We start from the raw sequence: 18619 nt of genomic DNA, 5'->3' as shown, positions 1-18619 counted from the left end.
TTCGACGAATGCTGCCATATTCTTTATTATCCGATAATCGATGATCCAAAGCAAAGAAACTAACATACGGGAAGGGACGACAAGACCATAGCTTTAGCCGGACCCCCGCGCCTTATATGTAAATTCTGTTCGTCGGACCGAGGGTTTGCCTCCGGCTTTCTTCAGATTCCGCCTCGCGGCGGACACCCTTGCCCTTGGCTAACATTTCCTACTGCCAAGCCTGTAGCGGACTTTCACCGCCGAGTTATCGCCCATGCCGGGCGCACACAACGAAAGATGGCGGGACACGGAATAATCCGGTACCGCCATCTTTTGAATTGAGCTTGTATTATGAATGAGTCTTCATGTCCTCACTATTACTTGATGGCCGCGTCTACTTCTTTAACCATTTCGGATACGGAAGTCAATCCGCCGCCGGACAGGTACCAGAAGTCAGGGTCCAAGTACACGATGTTTCCTTCTTTCGCAGCATTCGTTGTATTGACGAGCTCGTTCTCCACGACTGCTTTAGCGCCGGATTCGCCGTTTCCTGTAGCTACGGCAGCGCCGCGGTCAACGACAAACAGATAGTCCGGATTTTTCTCTACAATATACTCGTTCGAGATGTCCTTACCATGAGTGCTTACTTCAATGTTGCTGTCCACCGCTTTAAATCCGAACACATCATGCAGGATGCCGAAGCGCGATCCTGGTCCGTATGCGCTGATTTTGCCTTCGTTCGCAAGAATGATCAGTGCGTTTTTGCCTGTTGCCGTTGCTTTTTCATTCAGTGCCTTAATGCTGTCTTCAATCGTTTTCAGCTCTTGCTCAACCTCGGCTTCCTTGCCGAAAATTTGTCCGAGCGTGTTCATGTTCTCTTCAAAGGATTCCATGTATTTGCTTGTATCCACGCCCAAGAAGATCGTAGGCGCAATTTCCTGAAGCTCCTCATAGGCTTCCTGCTGTCTTCCGGAAATGATGATCAGGTCCGGTTTGATGCTGTTGATTTTTTCGAAGTCAGGCTCTTTCAAGCTGCCGACATTCTCGTATTTCTTGTCTTCGAATTTGGATAGGTACGAAGGAATATTCGCTTGCGGCACGCCTAACACCTCTACGCCGAGCTTATCCAGGGAATCCAGAATACCGAAATCGAATACGACAACGCGCGTAGGATTCTTCTTCACAGGCGTTTCGCCAAGCTGATGCTTAATCGTAATCTTCTCGGAAGCTGGCGTGTTCGTATCACCGCCGGCTGCTCCCGTTGCCTCCTTATCCTGTCCGCATGCTGCGAGTACAAAAGTGAACATTGCTACCATAACTAACGCTAACCATTTTTTCATTGCTTCCACCCCGTTTGAATGATTTTTTATATTTCGTAAAACATGGTTTATGACCTCATGTCGTGCTTATGCGTTGATGTTTGTCGCATACAACCCTTTGGTCAAGCCCGGTTAAGCTTATCCTACCCAACGTTATGATCCTATGTATAACCGTTCATCCCTCCTGGCTGTAATCAAGAACAATATGGATATACATGTATTTTGAATATTTGGTTGATTTTGTAATACAAAGAGGGCGTATAGAACCGTGCCGTCCTTCTAAAAGGCAGCCAGGTCTGTCCGGACGGATAGGAACTCGCTAGAACCGCACCTCTCGCGGTCTGCTCCGGGCTCGTATCCTCCGAACACATATTCCAACCTTATGTTAGGCGTAGTATACACACACTCTGTTATCGTTAATCTCTTCGATCTCAATGTCCATATCATAGATGCCGCGAAGAACGTTGCTCTGAATAATATGCTCTGTCCGGCCTTCGCTCTCGATCGCCCCATCCTTCAGCGCCACGATGTAATCGGAGTAAAAAGACGCGAAGTTGATATCATGAATGACGATGACAATCGTTTTGTTCAGATCGGTGACAAGCTTTCTGAGTATTTTCATAATCTGCACCGAATGCTTCATATCCAGATTGTTCAGCGGTTCATCAAGCAGGATATACTCGGTGTTCTGGGAAATGACCATCGCGATGTAGGCGCGCTGGGTTTGACCGCCGCTGAGCTGGTGCAGGTATTTATGCTGCATATCCTGAAGCTCCATATACGCGATCGCTTCATCCACATACTTCTCATCTTCCGCCGTCAGCCTGCCTTGGGAGTAAGGAAAACGTCCGAAGGATACGAGCTCGCGTACCGTCAGGCGGAGGCTGATGTGGTTCGACTGCTTCAAGATCGAAACCTTCTTCGCCAGATCGCCGCTCTTCCATTGGCTGACCTCTTTGCCGTCCACCATGATCTGTCCGCTATCCTTGCCCGTCAATCTGCTGATCATGGACAGCAATGTACTCTTACCGGCCCCGTTCGGACCGATAAAGGACGTGATTTGGCCCTTCGGGATCGTAACCGACACGTTGTCGACGACTTTTTTGCCGCCATAGACTTTCGATACGTTCGTAACCTGGATCATGCTTTACTCTCCTTTAATAGCAGGTATATAAAGTAAACACCGCCGATGAAATTGATGATGACGCTGAGCGTCGTGGAGAAGGTAAACACCCGTTCTACAATCAATTGACCGCCAACCAATGCGATGACGCTGATCAGTATGGAAGCTGATATCAAGTAGGAATGACGGTAGGTTTTCATAAATTCATAAGCAACGTTAACGACCAGCAGTCCAAGGAATGTGATTGGACCCACCAGCGCGGTAGCAACCGAGATCAGCACTGCCACGACGATCAACAGCCGCTTTACAACATAATCGTAGTTCACGCCGAGGTTGATCGCCTGCTCCCGCCCGAGCGCAAGCACGTTCAGATACTTGGTGAATCTTGCGAAGTACAGGAGCGTAACGGCAACGACAATGCTCGCCATGATCAGCAGATCGGTCTTCACATTGTTAAAGCTGGCGAACATTTTATCCGCTACGTATTGGAACTCGTTCGGATCGATCAGCACCTCCATGAAGGAGGACATGCTGGAGAACAAGGTTCCGAAGATCATGCCGATTAGGAGGAGGAAGTAAATATTGTTGCCTTCCCTCCGGAACAGAAGCCGGTATAACACGCCGGCGAACAGAATCATGGCCCCGACATTGATCAGGAAATTTGCGTTGCTGCCCAGTTTGTACAGCGTAAAGGAACCGAATACGAAGATGACTGTCGTCTGAATCAAAATATATAAAGAATCCAATCCCATGACGCTCGGCGTCAAAATCCGGTTATTCGTGACCGTTTGGAACACCGTGGTAGACAGGGCGATCGCCCCGCCGGTCAGAATAATGGCCAGCACCTTCTTGATTCTTCGCGGGAAGGCGTAATCCCAACTGCCGCCAAGATCGATGAACAGAAAGGCCGCCACCAGGATAATTGCCACCGCGGCCAGCAGGCCGATTTTGGCTCTATAAGTCATAAGCCTTTCTCCTCATCAGTAAGTAAATGAAAATACCGCTTCCGAGCACGCCCACGGTCAGACTGATCGGAATTTCGTATGGGTATATGATGATCCGGCCAAGGATATCGCAGAACAGAACGAATCCGGCCCCTAGCAGCGCGGTATGGGAAAGGCTTTTTTTCAAATGGTCTCCCAGATACAGGCTTACAATATTCGGTATGATCAAACCGAGAAAAGGAATCACGCCGACCGTCAACACGACGGATGCGGTTACCAGCGCTACAATGACCAAGCCCAAATTAACGACGCGCCGGTAATGAAGTCCAAGGTTCGTGGCGAATTCCTCACCCATGCCGGCAACCGTGAATTTGTTGGCGAACAGGTAGGCCAGAATGACCAGCGGAACGCTGATATACAGAAGTTCGTACTGTCCCTTGATGATCATGGAAAAATCGCCTTGAAGCCATGCGGACATGTTCTGAATGAGATCATATTTATAAGCGAAGAACGTAGCGATCGAGCTTACGATGTTCCCGAACATGAGTCCAACGAGCGGAATAAAGATCGCATCCTTGAACTTGATCCGGTCCAGGATCTTCATGAAGATAAACGTGCCGGCCAGAGCGAATACAAAAGCCACCAGCATTTTCACAAGCGGTCCGCTTGTCGTGAATACGAGCATCGCAACGAGAATTCCCAGTCTTGCGGAATCCATGGTTCCCGCCGTTGTCGGCGATACGAATTTGTTGCGGCTAAGCTGCTGCATGATCAATCCGCAGATACTCATGCTGACTCCCGCCAGAATTAGACTGACTAGACGCGGCAAGCGGCTGACGAGCATAATATGCTGTTGTTGTTCCGTCATGGAGAATAAGTCCAGCGGCGAAATATCCTTGACTCCGATAAATAAGGAGACGATGGAAAGCGCCACAACGGCTGCGGCTAAGTAAATGATCTTCATGGCTCTTCCTTCTATGCATATGTCTCTAAATCATTTCGTCAGCTCGTAATTCAGTTATCATTCTCATTGAGATTGATTATCAATTACGTTCTGATAAGCATTATATCACCCTCATTCTCAACCGACAAGTATAATTGAGAATCAAACTCAATTAAATTATTAATCTTTGCATGATTTGTTCATCAATTGTTCATAATATGAAGCTTGGCAGAAATTAGCCGTTGTTGTCCTCAATCCTTCCATTGTTCTCCTCGCCCTCTCTTATAAATAGGAAATAAAAAATCCCTTCCCCTGTTTTAGCTCCCAATCACGGGGTATTTCATCTATAAATTCTCAATCACAGGGTTGACAATGACCAATGTGATATAATAACATACTAACGGAAGTATTATTTCTTACAATTAGTAAGTTGTTAAGGAATAATAATTCAACATATTTCAGCGATCACCTTAATGCATATTTGCTTGAATGATAGGACATCTTTTTATCAGGCGTATGCAATCCAAACCATGACTCAGGAGGGTTTATCAACATGTCTAAAGACTTCCTTACCGCACTTAAAAATCGCCGTTCCTACTATGCGATCAGCAAGGATTCCGTCATCTCCGATGAGCGTATCCAAGAAATCGTGAAAGATGCCGTGAAATACACGCCTTCTTCCTTCAACTCCCAAAGCGCACGCGCGGTCGTTCTGCTTGGTGAGCAGCATGACAAGCTGTGGAATATTACGGAAGGCATTCTGAAGGAAGTGGTGGGCGACGAGCAAGCATTCAAATCCACCGCTGAGAAAATGGCCTCTTTCCGCGCAGGCTATGGCACCGTGCTGTTCTTCGAGGACAACGATGTCATCGCAGGGCTTCAGCAAAACTTTGCGCTCTATGCCGACAACTTCCCGGTATGGGCGAATCAGTCGAACGGCATGCTTCAGCTCGTCGTTTGGACAATGCTGGAAGCCGAAGGACTGGGTGCTTCCCTGCAGCATTACAACCCGCTGATCGACGAAAAAGTAAAAGCTGAATGGAACATTCCTGAAAACTGGAAGCTGATTGCACAAATGCCATTCGGCAAGCCGGCTGCTGAGCCAGGGGACAAGGAATTTGCTCCGCTTGAAGATCGCGTGAAAGTTTACAAGTAAGCGAAACAAGACCAAGAGCCGCCATCAGGAAGCCTATTAAAGCTCCTCATGGCGGTTTTTTGCTGCAGTGACATTGTTTTTTCGATGCCGAGACGTTACAATTACCAAGTAAGAAGCCGCCCTCTTTCGAAAGCTTGGACCGGCCGGCATCTAAGCAAAATTTCATATCTTGTGTTGCTGTACTAGGGGTGCCTTGTGCTGAGAAACGGCAGGACCGCCGTTAACCCTTACTACCCGATCTAGGTCATGCTAGCGTGGGGAAGTGTAGCGTTCATGTTTATGTATTTTTCGCGTAGACATCGCCGCACTTATCCCTTAGGGTGCGGTTTTTTGCGTTATTTTGCATTCTCAAATTTATGCTGCAGGAGGAATCTACAATGAATGAGTTAGCATGCGGAACCAGCCGGATTGTTGGCTGCCGGTTCTCGGTATTTCCGATGACGGACCGCTTCGTCGAAGTGATTGTGGGGGCGTTGGAGTCTGTGCATACGGATAAGGTATGGATTCATACCGATGATGTCAGTACTTGTGTTCGCGGACGTGCCGAGCACGTATTTGACGTTACCCGTGCGATATTCGCCCATGCGGCAGCTTCCGGCGTACATACAGTCTTTAATGGGACCTACTCCATCGGCTGCCCAGGCGATACGGATGCGGATGTCTATATGTCTGAGGATTCCGGGGTGTTAAACAGCGAGCTTGGACCACACGCGGATATTGAAACCGCCTGCCAGTTCGCCTTGTATCCGCTCGGAACCGAGCATTATATGGATATTATCTACGGAGAAGTGCAGCGCGCCAAGGAAAAGGGAACCTTCGGGGGCAGCGTCCATTACGCAAGCCGTCTCGACGGAACGCTCACTCGCGTATTCGAATCCCTCGAGGATGCGTTCAAGCATGCCATCCAGACAGATACCAGCCACCTCGTGATGACCGCTGTCGTCTCCGCGCACAGTCCATCGCCAAAGCAGAATAGCGTATAATATGCACGCTTAAGCAGACAAGGACCCGGCGATATGCCGAGTCCTTGTGCTATCCACCGCGTATCCTTGATGAATTAAACCCAAGCAAGCGAGATGATTACGAGCAGGATAAAGAGAACCAGTATAATACCCGTTGATGTGCCCCAAACATCTCCACCATATGCTCCGCTCATGACGATCCCTCCTGGATTTATTGAAATACGTGATGTCATCACATATTAAGGTATGAGCCGGAAAGAACGACGGTCACGGCAGCTGTACCGCTTGTCTTTTCCCCCAGCCGATGGCCTTATTCTTCATATCCGACAAGCAGCTGGCCTCCGTAAGGGAGCAAAACCTGCTCGCACAGCTTCATGAGCTGATGCGATTGCCGGGTACGGTACATCGCCTCCAGCGCTTGCACCAACCGCTCGCTAAAATGCGGATCGAAGCCGGAGACCAGCCGGAACAGCGTCTTCCCTTCCCCCGTCCATTGCCGGTTCACCCTCAGGACAAACTCGCAGAGCAAAGTCGATATTTTTTGAACGGTAAACCAGGCTTCCCCGTCCCCTTTGGCCTGCTTAAGATCCATCATGTATTCGGTGATCATGTACCGGGCTGCGTCAATATCGGACATCGTTAATGGCAGCGGGCCGTAATCCAGATCAGCCTGGGCCTCCCCGCGAATGGCTTCCCCTTCCGGTAGCGAGCAGAGAACAACGCCTTCAGCCATGATCCGCTGCAACGTCGGATTCGCCGCAACGATGCCTGCGTCAAAATCTTCGCGATAGCCGGAGCTAGATAAAATAAACAGCTCTACGATCCAGCCGGCAGCTTCAATCGTCCTTCTCCTCAGCCCTTCGCCTTCTCTCTCTACAATGATCACGTCAAGGTCTGAGTGCTCGTTATGCTCTCCCCTGGAAGCACTGCCCCCCAGTACAGCCAGCAGACAATCCGGATATTGTTCCGACACGACCTTCCTTGCGGCCTGAATCGGCTCCATCTTCATGCGTATTTCCCCCAAACCGCTCATATCTTCAAAAAAAGGGCTCAAAATAGTAAATTCAGCGAAAACCCCAAACGTACCTCAATCATATGGTAAATAAACAAATATCCTTATGCAGATAACGAAAGTAGGGATCCATTCGATGAATTACATTAACATGCTGTCCAAATTAGGGATGGGCAGCGCCCACCCCGGGGGATTCGAGGCCACTCTGAGAATGCTGAATTCGTACCCTATCAGGCCGAGCAGCCGAATTCTGGAGGTTGGCTGCGGAACCGGCCGAACGGCCTGTCACCTAGCCGGCCTAGGCTACCAAGTGACGGCCATTGATCTGAATGAGCATATGATTACAAAAGCAAAAGCAAGAGCAGCGGCGATGGGCAGTGATGTGGAATTTCTTCAGGCAGACGTATGCTCGCTGCCTTTTCCGGACAATCAATTCGATGTCATTCTGGCCGAGTCGGTCACCGTCTTCACCGATACGTCGCGCTCCATTCCGGAATATTACCGCGTTCTGGATGCCGGCGGAATTTTAATGGACAGGGAGCTGATTCTGGATAAGAGCATGCCTGAACCGCAGCTCAACGAGCTGCTTGCCTTCTTCGGCATCCCCCGCCTCATGGACCGGGAGAAATGGCGCGATGCGCTGCTGGGCAGCGGCTTCAAGCAGGCCGAGGTGCTGGAATACAATCATTTCAACGAGAAGTTGAAGGAGGAACAGACACGCCATCTGGATGCCTATGAGCAGCGGGATAAAGGAATATTGCTCGACCTTGCACTCTGGGAGACGGTCTTCAAGCATGACCGCATGATTCTCGATAACACCGAATATTTGGCCTCCGCATTGTTCCGGGCAGAGAAATAGACAATCGTTGGAGCGGGTTTGTAGCGCATAAGCGTTCACAAATCCGCTCTCTTTTTCACGAGTTCTGTACGAGGATAACATTAGATCAGAATCTTCCGGGTTTCATTCAGGGTCTTTAGACTCACCTGATTGAAAATTTTGTAATTCCTTGTATCTACTTTTGTCGCACGATGATATAATCATGGTAAAAATATCCTATATAGCTTGAGGAGGATTCATTCGTATGGCATGGTTCAACAGACTCCCGATCGCTCAAAAAATCACAGCAGCCTGTTATCTCATTGCCGCCTTGTTCGCGCTTCCAATGCTGATCGCCTTTATACTCGTAGGCAAAGCGGTCATTGGTATCGTACTTGTTGCGGTGCTAATCGGACTCACTTATCCACTTTCCCGTGTCATTGAGAGAGCGCTTACGAGCACGTTCTCCGAAATCTCCAGCGTCTCCGCCAAAATTGCCAAAGGAGATTTTACCTTCCAGGTAGAAGAGATGGGCGGAATGAATGATCTCAGCAGAACCTTCAACAGCATGGTGGACAAGCTCCGCAAAATCCTTCAGGAAACCTCCGACATCACCCGCAGCGTCATGGCTTCAAGCCGGAATATATCAACGAAAAATCAGGAGCTTATCCAGGTCATGAACCAGGTATCGCTTTCTGCAGGAGAGCTGGCCGTCGGAGCAGGCGAAATATCGGAGGACGTGTCCGCAATGACCGACTCGATCAAGGAAATCGAGGAGAAGGTCGGCAATTACACCCACTCAACCCATGAAATGAACTCCCGGTCGATGGCAACTTTGCAGCTGGTGGAGCAAGGAAGAGAATCGGTATCCCGGCAATCGGCCGGCATGCTGCGAAATATCGAGGCAACGGCCAAAGTATCCGAATCCATTGATGCGCTCGCGCGAAACGCCAAAGGCATTACGAAAATTACCGAAACGATATCCGAGCTGGCCGATCAGACGAATCTGCTGTCATTAAACGCTTCAATCGAGGCGGCCCGTGCCGGCGAGCACGGCGCCGGCTTTGCCGTTGTAGCCCAGGAGGTTCGAAAGCTCGCGGAGGAATCGACCTCCTCCACGCGTGAAGTGTTCAATCTGGTTCGCAGCATTGAGGCAGACATTAAGCATGCGACCCAGAACATTAAGATCAATGAGGATGTCGTGCGCCAACAAACGGAGCTGATCCGGGAAGCCGAGGAAGTCTTCATGCAGATCGTAAGCAGCGTGCAGTACATCACCGAGCAGATTGCCGCCTTCTCCAAGGAAAGCGAGTCCATGCTGGAGAGCGCGCAGAGCATATCCGCCGCCATTCAGAACATTTCGGCCATTACCCAGCAGTCCGCAGCAGGGACGGAGCAGGTATCCGCCTCCATGAACGAGGGGATTACCTCAATCAAGAAGATGGCCGAAGAAGCAGAGGCAATGAACAACGCTGTCTTCCAGCTGCAGAAGACGATCAATATTTTCAAATTCTAGCTGAATTACATACAGAAGCAGGCCTGAATCGGCTTCACTCCGATTCGGGCCTGCTTTTTGCATTTCACGATGCTCCTCCTGGTTCGATGATCCTGGATCGCGGAAGCCGTATTTTACGTTTCACAAGAAAATACTTTGGAAAAACCAATTATTCCTCGCTCATGTGCGGCTTGAGATCATTCTTCGTGATCCGCTTATCGTCCTCGCCCATGATCTGTTCAGCCATCATCTCCGCAAACGGCGTCAGCGGCAGCCCGCTCAGCTGCTCCAGCGGAATCCATGCCGCGCCTAACGAATCCTCGCCGTCCCCTTCCGATTTCAAACCTGCCGGCTCATCCGCCAGCTGAACATCATAGATGATCCCGATATGATGGAGCTCCTCCAGCCTGTTCTCATCATATTGATAGATCATCGTATAGGAGACCGCAGTCCGAATCGTTCCCTGGACGGACGATAGGCCTGTCTCCTCCAGAAATTCACGCTGCAGCGTTCGCTCGGGCTCTTCTCCGAACTCGACCGATCCGCCGGGCAGATCCCATTTCCCCCGATGAGGACCCCGGGCTTTCTGAACCAGCAATAGGCGCTGACTGCGAATCAATACGCCATAAATGCCGAGATGGGTATATTTCTCCAAACTTACCGCGCTCCTTTTCGTGCAGTGAAGGTAATCCATTCGCCGCAAAACATTATATCCCTGCCGTCGTGGACCTCGGGAATTTCCTGATGGACCTGCCGCTCACATAGGATCTCCCAATCGGCATATAAACGATGCAGGATCGAGAAGGCGCGTTCCGTTGGAAGATTCAGTTCGATCAAGCCCTCCTGCTCCTTGCCCGTCTCCACATCTATTTCCTTTACATTCGTGTTGATCATGATGCAGTGGATACCAAGGGGAGCGGTGCCTTCCTGCATCTCTTCGAGCTTGGCAACGAACGCTTCCTCCGAGGTGAGGTGCTCGAGGCAGGAGCAAGCCACAATATAATGATACATGCCCGGCGTGATTCGAAAATACTGGGCATCCGCCACGTGCGTCTCGATATGGGACGCAACGCCATACTGCTCGGCATACTGCCGCAGCTTCGTGATTGCCGACTCGAGCAGATCCACACAGACGACCGTCCCGTTCATGTCCTGGATCCGCTGAGCCATCGGAATGCTGTTCCGGCCGACGCCGCAGCCTAAATCCAAAACCCGCATGTTCTGGACCTTCAGCAGCTCCAGATGATCCATAACCGCGGCTACTGGCCGCGCCAGCCAGGTCCCCTGCTCAAACAATGCGGTTTGATCGTAAAACTGCTCGTGATAAGCTATTTCCTTCTCGCGGGCTTGCTGAAAATCACTCATCTCGATCTCTCCCTTCCTGTTGCGGCATAGCTTAGGCGATGTCCACATGTGCCGCTAAATGAGGGCAGGCTTCAAGCGCTAATCCTCAAAAATCGTAAGCAGCGGCCACTGGCTCGCCCACTCCTTTCTTAGTACCCTTTCCAGATAATACTCACGCTTTAAGAATGCGGGGGAGCGCCTGACGCGAAGCCCGAATAAATCTTCCAGTCCATACGGGCAGATCAGCTCGATTCCTCCAGCCGGATTTAGCCTAGCCCCGATGGCCGTAGCGGTTTCGGGCCACATCGACATCGCATCTGCTGTTGACTGGTAAGGCCCGTCCCCATTCTTGATATGCATTCGGGCCTGATTCTTGACGGACCACTTGGGATTCAGCGTCTCTTCCTTTAGTCTCCGCTCCAGATGCTCGTCCCGGTCCTCGGAAGCATCGTCCGGATCAAAAAACACCACATCGATATCGCTGTGCCGATCGGAACGATCATATCCATGGAGAATATCCCACGCATAGTTGCGGATATAGCCTGCAGCAATATAGCATTGCGGCAGGTCCAGCTCCCGCACCCGCTGCAAATCAGCCATTAATGGCTGATGCTCCCTGATCCAGCTCTTTAAGCGTTCCTCTAACATTCCATTCACCTCCTGCAAGCATGCCGTAACATCCAAGTTTTGAAAACAAGACTGATTTTAACCGAGCGCACAACTTTAAGGCTTAGCTGCATTTTCAGAAAAATAGTTACAGAAGGAATAACGGCGAAGGCTCGTCCGAACGATTACATCCTCCCGCGAAAAAGCCAAAGACCGCCTCCTAATGGAAAACGGTCTATGCTCAGTCAACAAGTAAACCTATTATATTCCAGTTAATCCCTGCCGGCAATACAGCAAAGTTCACAAGATATTCCTTTAAGCAAACGAAAGCCCCTTAGTAGATCGAGACTCCACCCGAGCAGGATTTGAGGCTTGATTACAATCAAATCGCCTTTGAGTACCGCAACCGCCGGTCAGACCGCCGCGTCAATTCGCTCCTGTGATGCGACGTCGCAGCGCTTGCACACCTTCAGTGCCGTTCCGTCCGTCTTCGTCCGCGGATACAGCAGCTTCGTTCGCGTGCTTCCGCACACCGGACACGTGCCCCGGGCTCGGCTGGGCAGATGCCACAGCGCCTTTCCTCTTTTTTGCTTGGCCATTACATTCAATCCCCCGTTTCATTCATCATTTCGCTGACTCTACATTGTATGAACGGGGGTGCCGCAACATGTTGCAAGAACATGGCTGAATGAGTACATACTTAAAATTTGAACATTGTTCAAGCCGCCCAGTCTTAAGAAAAAGCCAAAAAACCATAGAGGGAGCTTTAAGTAAACGTCCTCTATAGCTTATTGGCTATTGGCTGCTTAGGGTAAATCCTCCGAACAGAAGTGCTCCATCAATGAGCTGATGCCGGCTGCTTCTCCAAGAACAACTCGATTTCCTGCTTGGACGGGATGGAAGCCTGTGCACCGGGCCGTGTGACCGTTAACGCGGCGGCAGCTGCAGCGAATCGAAGCGCAGCTTCGGTTGCCATGCCCCCTGAACTCGCTGCCGCATATGCACCGATAAAGGTATCGCCTGCGGCCGTCGTATCCACGGGCTTCACGCGGCAAGCCGGCACGGTGATCCGTTCTCCTCGGCGATTTGCATAGAAGCATCCCTGCTCTCCCAGTGTAACGATCACGTTCTCCGTTCCCAGGCCTAACAATTTCCCTGCGGCAAGCTCGGCCGTCATCGGGTCTTCCACCTTCACGCCGCTGACGGCAGCCGCCTCCGTCTCATTCAGAATCAATGTATCCAGCAGCGGAAACAGCGACGGAGGCAAAGCCCGAGCAGGAGCCGGGTTCAGCCAGACGCGAACCCCCGCTGCACTCGCAGACTGAATGACAGCCACGTTTGTCTCCCACGGGATTTCATTTTGCAGCAGGACTGCATAAACATCCTCAAAGCGGACCTCCGCTTGGACATCAGCCTCCGTTAATTGGCCGTTGGCTCCCGCTGACAACACGATATGATTCTCGCCTTCTTCATTAACCGTAATAATCGCCATGCCCGAGGTGCCTTCCTTGGCTAGAACGGACTTCACCTCTACTCCCCGATCCTCCAGGGAAGAAACGAGCGTATCGCCAAACGGATCTTGGCCGACCGCTCCGATCATCGCACACTCCGCGCCGGCCATTGCGGCGGCCACGGCCTGATTCGCCCCTTTCCCTCCGGGGAAGAAGGACGTTCCGCTGCTGTGAATCGTCTCCCCCGGCAGCGGGAACTGCGATACGCTGCTGACCACATCCATGTTGATGCTGCCAATGACGTACAGCTTACCCACATCGATCTCCTCCCTTGTTGTCTCTAGTTACGATACGGACGTTCGGACCTGAACCTTTCGAATTTCGAGCTCCCCATCCTCCAGACAGCCGAACCCGAACATGCCGTGTTCAAATGCAGCGTCCTTGCACTCCAGAACACTTTCTCCATTGATATACAAAGTGAAATGATCCTTCTGCGCTTTCAGCTTGAAATGATATTCCTGCCCATGCTCCCAATCGTATCTTGCGGTGATGAGCCGTTTCACTCCGAAATCCTGCTTGATAAACGATACGGCGTTCGGACCGTCAAAGCCGGCCAAATAGTGCCTCATCACGCCCTGCGCTCTTACGATGAGACAATGGCTGTCCCCCGAGATCGGCGTGATAACCGCTTCGACCTCCATGTCCTTCGCATAGTAATTGCCAGAGTAGGATGAGGCATCCCCTTCTGCCTTCCCCCAGAGTGCGCCATCGCGCAGCTCCCATACTCCCCGATGGTGGGAGAACGGGGTGACTGAGCCGAATTCCTTGGCCTGCTTGGAAAAATCGATGGCGTATTTCGCCTCGCCCGTAATGCGGAACTGTCCGATGAACAGCCGGCCGATGGCTCGGTCTGCGAGAGGGGAAGGGCTCTCCAAGATCCAGCCGATCTCATCGATCATGGCCCCATTGGTATCCGGAATCACCCATTCGACATCGTTCCACTTTCCATTCTCCGGCGTAACCGGGCTCAGCAATATTTCTTCTCTATTATAAGTGTTGCGTACGTATGGTGTCAGCGTGACCGGCTCACCCTCCCATTGATCCGCATAGATTTTCGCAGAAACGGTTTGACCGCTATAGGCCAGCGGAGCAAAGGTCGGCTTATATTTCTCGTCATTGAACTCGGCTCTTCGGTAGAACGGCTTGTAATAAATTTTGCTGCTGTCACCCTCAACCAATCGGTCAAACACAATTTCGAGCGAGCCCCTGCCGTCATATGAATGCTGCACCGAGTGCCTGACAACAGGCGTCTTGAACGGATTGCTGGTGCGGAAGCCGTGGGTTGAGCCCGGCAGATCAAAATCGAAGTACACCTCGCCCGGCTTCACGCGCTCCACCAAATCCTGAGGGGCCGTTTCTCCGTTCAGCCGATAGCCGAGCAGCGCAAGCTCCCTGGCGAAGGTGGGGAAGTCGACCAGATTCAAATAGCCGGATACGCTCGAGGCAACGATAAAATCATTGATCGGCTTGCGATAGTGGTCCGGAATGCCGGCCAGACCGCCGTATACACCAAGAATGCTGCCGACATTGCCTGCGTTGCAGTCTGTATCCCAGCCGCACATCGACGCGATCTCGACCGTACGGGCGAAATCCCCTTCGCCATACAGCAGGGCAAGCACGCATACGCCGGCATTCGGGATAATATGGCACACCCCGGTGTATTTATCATAGCCCCAGTGGTCCTCCAGGTATTGCCGGCATGCCCTGAAATCTTCGGGATGCTCGCGATGGAAATCCAGGACCGCATGCACGACGCGTGCATACGTAGAATCTGCCGGAATCATGCGCAGCCCTTCGCTTATGATTTCACCGACGGAAGCTGCATCGAAAGCTTTGGCGATGCACGCAGCCATGAAGCGTGCGCCATAGAGCCCGTTGCCGTCATGGGATACGCTCGCCGCCTTCTCCGCGTATTCGGCGGCCTTCTCCGCCCGCCCGGGGAACAGCAGCCCCCAGGAGTCGATGAAGATCTGGCCTCCGATCTGCTCCGCCATTTCCTCTCCGTTCACCTCGATCGAGCCGGACTTCGGAGCGGGGATTCCTTTGCGGAGGTTCACGTAGGCACGATGCTCCGTGCTGACATCCTCCCCGCCCCACCAGAACATGCCGATGCCTTCGCGGGCATAATTGAGCCAAGCTCTGCCGACATCCTCCGGCTCCAATTCCCGGTCTGCTGCATCGTCATAAAGCGCCCGTATAAAAAACACCGGCCCGTTCGCATCATCATCTGCCGCAAACGTGGTATACGGCTTCACATAATCGCGGATATCCCCATATACGTCACGTATACGTTCGTAGGTCCAAGCCACTGGCTCAATGGGTGCTCCCAGCCGAATGCCGATGTTCATGCCGATAAATCCGGCATAGACCGACTCTACATAATTCTCAGGTAACATAAACGTCCACTCTCCCTCCCAGCCAGTTGAACAAGTTGTGCCAAGGCCAGTCATGTTCCTTCTTTCATTCCTTGATCGGGGCGGCAAGCTCGGTAGCCTCGTGTAATACCGATGTCTCCCTCAAAATAAGCCTTACCGCCCCTGGCAAGTCCGGCAAGTCACAGTCCGGATTTCCTGCTCTCTTGGATAACGAAATCCTGCTGAAACGACCGACAATTCTTCAGATCAGGTTGCTTGATAACGGTTCGAATCTAACGGTTCATATTCAACGCTTTAAATTCAAAGGTTTAAAGCAACTCATCCATCCATACTCGTTTTCTGCTTTCATAAATCCGCAGATCCTCCTCGATGATTCCGGCTGCGATTTCGGAGAAGCGGTCGGCGATGCCGCATAGATCCAGACGGTTCACCTTGTTTAACTGCTCGATGTCCTCGGTCCGAATCACTTCATAGCCATGCATAGCGCCAAGGATGACGCCGGCCATAACGCCGATGGAGTCGGTATCCCGGCCGGAATTGACGCCGTCCAGAATCGTCCGGTAATACTCGCCGTCATTCAGCACCATAAAGGCAAGCGCAAGCGGCAGCTCCTCAATCGACCACAGCCGGCTCGGTGTGTAATGGTTGCTTGGAACGCCCAACTTGTCGATATGACGGCTGACGTCATCGCCCATCGGCGAGTACTTCAGCAGGATCTCTTGGAACGTCTCAACGACCCTGTCCATATCGTCCCGGAACGGACGCAAGCCTCGGGCCGCTTCCGTCAGTTCGGCGATCGCAGCTTTTGTGCCGTCCTTCGCGAGGGCGATCGCCGTACGGACGATATCGTCCACCGTCACGCCCGGCTCGAAGGCTTTGGCAACGCAGGCTGCAAGCACACCGGCAGCCTCCAGTCCGTAGCTGCTCTGATGGCCCATCGCGAACAGAATCGCTTCATCATAAGCCGCTTTTGGATGGCAAGCATTGACGATTCCGATCGGGGCGATGTACATCGCCGCACCGCAGTTGACCATATTGCCGATGCCGCCCTCCCGCGGATCGCAGTTTGCCAGCACATGGCGCATGAAGATATATTTTTCCGGGTAAAACAGCCGATCAATAATCAGCGTCTCTTGATCCAGCTCCGGGACGTAGGTCTTGCGAAATGCGATTTCCTTCACGAATTCATTGCCCATGTCGTAGGCGTCCAAATGCCTGCCCTCGGTCATATACACCTTCATCAGCGCGATGGTCATCAGCGTATCGTCCGTAACGATGCCGTCCCCCCGCATCCTGCCAAGCCGGACATCGGCGGGAAGATCCGCCTTATGCCACTTGGTCATCAGCGACTCCACCCGGCCGTATTTGGACTTGATCTCCGCATAGGTCAGCTTCTCGACGGGAGCCCCCAAGGCATCCCCGAGCGCAGTCGATAGGACCACGCCCCTTACTCGGTCACGAAAGGATGTCATCAGCTTCAAGCTCCTTACTTGATGTTCTCGTTAGCATATTTCGTTATTTCCGTACCTCCGGCAGCATACCAAGCTTCAACAAATTCATCGAACTGGGACAGGTCCTTCTTGCCGGTAATGAAATCGGTCGAGTATTCCTTATACAGATTGTTCATCGCATCCCAGTTGGCAACGAATTGATCGGGAATCAGGAAATTGTTGTCCTCGGTGTAAAACTCCGAAGCCATGCTCAGCGACTCCGTTCCCGGCTTGCCAAGCAGCGGCGTCTTCAGCGGCGTTTCCGATTTCATCTCGGTCGGCTCCCAGAAGCGTGCATACCACTCGCTGTAATATTTGTCGTTCAGCACAATCTCGCCGTTCTCCACGGTAAAATGCTCGTTCTCGAATCCCAAACGGTCCAGCATTTGTCCTTTCGGGCTTGCCAAGTAATCAAACACCTGGAAGGCAATATCCTTGTGAGGGGACTGCGAAGAAATCGCGAGTCCGCGGGATTCCTTCGTTACGTCGGTTGCCCCGAAGCCCTGGCCTCCGTCTCCCTTGGCAGGCGGCAGCACGATCAGCTCGGCCTCCTTGCCTCCCAGATCCTGCATTCTTCCGTCGTACAGATCCAAGATTTTGCCGACGGTGCCTGTAATTACGGCCGCATCTCCTTTATAGAAGGCATCCTCCTTCGTGTCCCACTGCTTCGTGATGAATTGCGGGTCCAGCAAACCTTCCTTGTAAAGCTTGTTATAGAAGGTCAGCTTTTCCTTCTCGTTCTGGGATACCTTGGAATATTCATACGTTCCGTCAGCCTTCTTGAGCCAAGTCGTGTCAAGGCCGAAAGCGGTATTGAAAATGAAATTGATCTCGGCAATATCGCCGGCGGCGGTCAGCGCATAACTAGGCTTGCCTTCGCCCGGCTTTTTCTCCACCAGCTCTTTAAAGAAGGCGTAATAATTGTCGACGGTCGGATTTTCGATCAGCGCTTTCGAGCTGTCCATCGCATTGAACCAGTCGGCGCGGATCACCGGCGCTTTCGGCGCGAGCGGCTTGATCCACATTAGATACGGATAGCTCTCCATGCGGGTTTTGTTATGCGGCTCCATGATGTCCTTGATGTACTTGGATTTTTCGATATACGGCGTCAGATCCTCCAGCAGTCCCTGCTCCGAGATTTGCTGGTCGCCGCCCTGGAAATAGATGATGTCCGGAATCGTGCCGCCGAGCAGCAGCAGATTCAAATTCTCGGCATAGCTGCCTTGCGCCAGATCGACGAGCTCAAACTTTACGTTCAGCCCCTCATCTTCTGCCAATGCTTTCTCCAGCGTTTCGAAAAATTTTACGGAGACCGGATTGGCCGTCCCCTCATCCTTATACACGATCTTCAGCGTCACGGGATCCCCGCTTCCGTCAGGCTTTGCCGCTTCCGGCTCCTGCCCGGCGCCCGGCGCGTTCGAGTTAGAGTTCGATGTGCATGCGGACATGACCATAACCAGCATGGCAACGATTAACAACAGGCTTACCTTTTTCATTGGTTTGTTCTCCCCTTTTTAGAAAATGAACGTACGCGGCGGATACA

18 protein-coding genes and 1 riboswitch are annotated in these 18619 nt (G+C 51.8%); of the genes, 4 read left to right on the top strand and 14 right to left on the bottom strand.

Going from position 1 to position 18619, the window contains the following annotated elements; genetic code table 11:
• Window positions 1-356 precede the first annotated feature (356 nt).
• The 4 genes from NST44_RS15400 to NST44_RS15385 all read right to left on the bottom strand — a co-directional run bounded on the left by NST44_RS15400 (window position 357) and on the right by NST44_RS15385 (window position 4329).
• Window positions 357-1319, bottom strand: a complete 963-nt coding sequence (locus tag NST44_RS15400) for a siderophore ABC transporter substrate-binding protein (protein ID WP_144869136.1) — start codon at window positions 1317-1319, stop codon at window positions 357-359.
• 364 nt (window positions 1320-1683) lie between these two features.
• Window positions 1684-2442: an iron ABC transporter ATP-binding protein gene (locus NST44_RS15395; protein WP_340900036.1), complete on the bottom strand. Its 759-nt coding sequence runs from the start codon at window positions 2440-2442 to the stop codon at window positions 1684-1686.
• Window positions 2439-3386, bottom strand: coding sequence for an iron chelate uptake ABC transporter family permease subunit (locus NST44_RS15390; RefSeq protein ID WP_007132169.1), 948 nt, complete (start codon window positions 3384-3386; stop codon window positions 2439-2441). The genes NST44_RS15395 and NST44_RS15390 overlap by 4 nt, the downstream gene beginning before the upstream one ends.
• The gene (locus NST44_RS15385; protein WP_007132170.1) at window positions 3376-4329 is read right to left on the bottom strand and encodes an ABC transporter permease; all 954 of its coding nucleotides are present in this window, start codon (window positions 4327-4329) and stop codon (window positions 3376-3378) included. Before NST44_RS15385 ends, NST44_RS15390 begins: the two co-directional genes overlap by 11 nt.
• A 532-nt stretch (window positions 4330-4861) precedes the next feature.
• On the opposite strand from NST44_RS15385, the gene NST44_RS15380 reads away from it, so the two are divergent.
• Window positions 4862-5464, top strand: coding sequence for a nitroreductase family protein (locus tag NST44_RS15380; RefSeq protein ID WP_028405360.1), 603 nt, complete (start codon window positions 4862-4864; stop codon window positions 5462-5464).
• Between the two features lie 174 nt (window positions 5465-5638).
• A riboswitch (TPP riboswitch) is annotated at window positions 5639-5742 on the top strand.
• Window positions 5743-5841: 99 nt separating this feature from the next.
• On the top strand, window positions 5842-6447 hold the full coding sequence (locus NST44_RS15375; RefSeq protein WP_028405361.1) for a YkoF family thiamine/hydroxymethylpyrimidine-binding protein: 606 nt from the start codon (window positions 5842-5844) through the stop codon (window positions 6445-6447).
• Between the two features lie 74 nt (window positions 6448-6521).
• On the opposite strand, the gene NST44_RS15370 is transcribed toward NST44_RS15375, so the two are convergent.
• Window positions 6522-6620: a sporulation protein YjcZ gene (locus tag NST44_RS15370; RefSeq protein WP_007132173.1), complete on the bottom strand. Its 99-nt coding sequence runs from the start codon at window positions 6618-6620 to the stop codon at window positions 6522-6524.
• Between the two features lie 116 nt (window positions 6621-6736).
• The gene (locus NST44_RS15365; protein ID WP_028405362.1) at window positions 6737-7435 is read right to left on the bottom strand and encodes a nucleotidyltransferase domain-containing protein; all 699 of its coding nucleotides are present in this window, start codon (window positions 7433-7435) and stop codon (window positions 6737-6739) included.
• A gap of 139 nt (window positions 7436-7574) precedes the next feature.
• Between NST44_RS15365 and NST44_RS15360 the strand changes: the two genes are divergently transcribed.
• Window positions 7575-8297: a class I SAM-dependent methyltransferase gene (locus NST44_RS15360; protein WP_007132175.1), complete on the top strand. Its 723-nt coding sequence runs from the start codon at window positions 7575-7577 to the stop codon at window positions 8295-8297.
• A gap of 223 nt (window positions 8298-8520) precedes the next feature.
• Window positions 8521-9771: a methyl-accepting chemotaxis protein gene (locus NST44_RS15355; RefSeq protein WP_007132176.1), complete on the top strand. Its 1251-nt coding sequence runs from the start codon at window positions 8521-8523 to the stop codon at window positions 9769-9771.
• A gap of 148 nt (window positions 9772-9919) precedes the next feature.
• Here NST44_RS15355 and NST44_RS15350 read toward each other — a convergent pair whose 3' ends face one another.
• The 8 genes from NST44_RS15350 to NST44_RS15315 form a co-directional block, all read right to left on the bottom strand.
• On the bottom strand, window positions 9920-10405 hold the full coding sequence (locus NST44_RS15350) for an NUDIX hydrolase (protein ID WP_144870805.1): 486 nt from the start codon (window positions 10403-10405) through the stop codon (window positions 9920-9922).
• A gap of 2 nt (window positions 10406-10407) precedes the next feature.
• Entirely contained in the window at window positions 10408-11115 is a 708-nt protein-coding gene (locus NST44_RS15345; RefSeq protein WP_210094718.1) for a class I SAM-dependent methyltransferase, read from the bottom strand.
• A gap of 78 nt (window positions 11116-11193) precedes the next feature.
• Entirely contained in the window at window positions 11194-11742 is a 549-nt protein-coding gene (locus tag NST44_RS15340; RefSeq protein WP_210094719.1) for a nucleotidyltransferase family protein, read from the bottom strand.
• Window positions 11743-12113: 371 nt separating this feature from the next.
• Window positions 12114-12299, bottom strand: coding sequence for a hypothetical protein (locus tag NST44_RS15335; RefSeq protein WP_007132180.1), 186 nt, complete (start codon window positions 12297-12299; stop codon window positions 12114-12116).
• 239 nt (window positions 12300-12538) lie between these two features.
• A complete protein-coding gene (gene rbsK, locus NST44_RS15330) occupies window positions 12539-13468 on the bottom strand; it encodes a ribokinase (RefSeq protein WP_210094720.1) in 930 nt (309 codons plus the stop codon).
• Window positions 13469-13495: 27 nt separating this feature from the next.
• Window positions 13496-15607, bottom strand: coding sequence for an ADP-ribosylglycohydrolase family protein (locus NST44_RS15325; RefSeq protein ID WP_210094721.1), 2112 nt, complete (start codon window positions 15605-15607; stop codon window positions 13496-13498).
• A 287-nt stretch (window positions 15608-15894) separates the two neighbouring features.
• The gene (locus tag NST44_RS15320; protein ID WP_007132183.1) at window positions 15895-17058 is read right to left on the bottom strand and encodes an ADP-ribosylglycohydrolase family protein; all 1164 of its coding nucleotides are present in this window, start codon (window positions 17056-17058) and stop codon (window positions 15895-15897) included.
• Window positions 17059-17072: 14 nt separating this feature from the next.
• Window positions 17073-18572, bottom strand: coding sequence for an extracellular solute-binding protein (locus NST44_RS15315; RefSeq protein ID WP_007132184.1), 1500 nt, complete (start codon window positions 18570-18572; stop codon window positions 17073-17075).
• Window positions 18573-18619 lie beyond the last annotated feature (47 nt).

Origin of the sequence: Paenibacillus sp. FSL W8-0919, from assembly GCF_038003785.1 — a bacterium.
Taxonomy (GTDB): domain Bacteria; phylum Bacillota; class Bacilli; order Paenibacillales; family Paenibacillaceae; genus Paenibacillus_AQ; species Paenibacillus_AQ lactis.
The sequence above is the reverse complement of the archived record's forward strand: the minus strand, read 5'-3'. Positions and strand labels throughout refer to the sequence as shown.

Excerpts from the sequence above, each read along its gene's own strand:
- NST44_RS15385 (WP_007132170.1), bottom strand. The coding sequence starts at position 4,329 with ATGAAGATCATTTACTTAGCCGCAGCCGTTGTGGCGCTTTCCATCGTC.
- NST44_RS15400 (WP_144869136.1), bottom strand. The coding sequence starts at position 1,319 with ATGAAAAAATGGTTAGCGTTAGTTATGGTAGCAATGTTCACTTTTGTA.
- NST44_RS15370 (WP_007132173.1), bottom strand. The coding sequence starts at position 6,620 with ATGAGCGGAGCATATGGTGGAGATGTTTGGGGCACATCAACGGGTATT.
- NST44_RS15340 (WP_210094719.1), bottom strand. The coding sequence starts at position 11,742 with ATGTTAGAGGAACGCTTAAAGAGCTGGATCAGGGAGCATCAGCCATTA.
- NST44_RS15395 (WP_340900036.1), bottom strand. The coding sequence starts at position 2,442 with ATGATCCAGGTTACGAACGTATCGAAAGTCTATGGCGGCAAAAAAGTC.
- NST44_RS15345 (WP_210094718.1), bottom strand. The coding sequence starts at position 11,115 with ATGAGTGATTTTCAGCAAGCCCGCGAGAAGGAAATAGCTTATCACGAG.
- NST44_RS15375 (WP_028405361.1), top strand. The coding sequence starts at position 5,842 with ATGAATGAGTTAGCATGCGGAACCAGCCGGATTGTTGGCTGCCGGTTC.
- NST44_RS15335 (WP_007132180.1), bottom strand. The coding sequence starts at position 12,299 with ATGGCCAAGCAAAAAAGAGGAAAGGCGCTGTGGCATCTGCCCAGCCGA.
- NST44_RS15320 (WP_007132183.1), bottom strand. The coding sequence starts at position 17,058 with ATGACATCCTTTCGTGACCGAGTAAGGGGCGTGGTCCTATCGACTGCG.
- NST44_RS15360 (WP_007132175.1), top strand. The coding sequence starts at position 7,575 with ATGAATTACATTAACATGCTGTCCAAATTAGGGATGGGCAGCGCCCAC.
- NST44_RS15355 (WP_007132176.1), top strand. The coding sequence starts at position 8,521 with ATGGCATGGTTCAACAGACTCCCGATCGCTCAAAAAATCACAGCAGCC.
- NST44_RS15390 (WP_007132169.1), bottom strand. The coding sequence starts at position 3,386 with ATGACTTATAGAGCCAAAATCGGCCTGCTGGCCGCGGTGGCAATTATC.
- NST44_RS15380 (WP_028405360.1), top strand. The coding sequence starts at position 4,862 with ATGTCTAAAGACTTCCTTACCGCACTTAAAAATCGCCGTTCCTACTAT.
- NST44_RS15325 (WP_210094721.1), bottom strand. The coding sequence starts at position 15,607 with ATGTTACCTGAGAATTATGTAGAGTCGGTCTATGCCGGATTTATCGGC.
- NST44_RS15365 (WP_028405362.1), bottom strand. The coding sequence starts at position 7,435 with ATGAAGATGGAGCCGATTCAGGCCGCAAGGAAGGTCGTGTCGGAACAA.
- NST44_RS15315 (WP_007132184.1), bottom strand. The coding sequence starts at position 18,572 with ATGAAAAAGGTAAGCCTGTTGTTAATCGTTGCCATGCTGGTTATGGTC.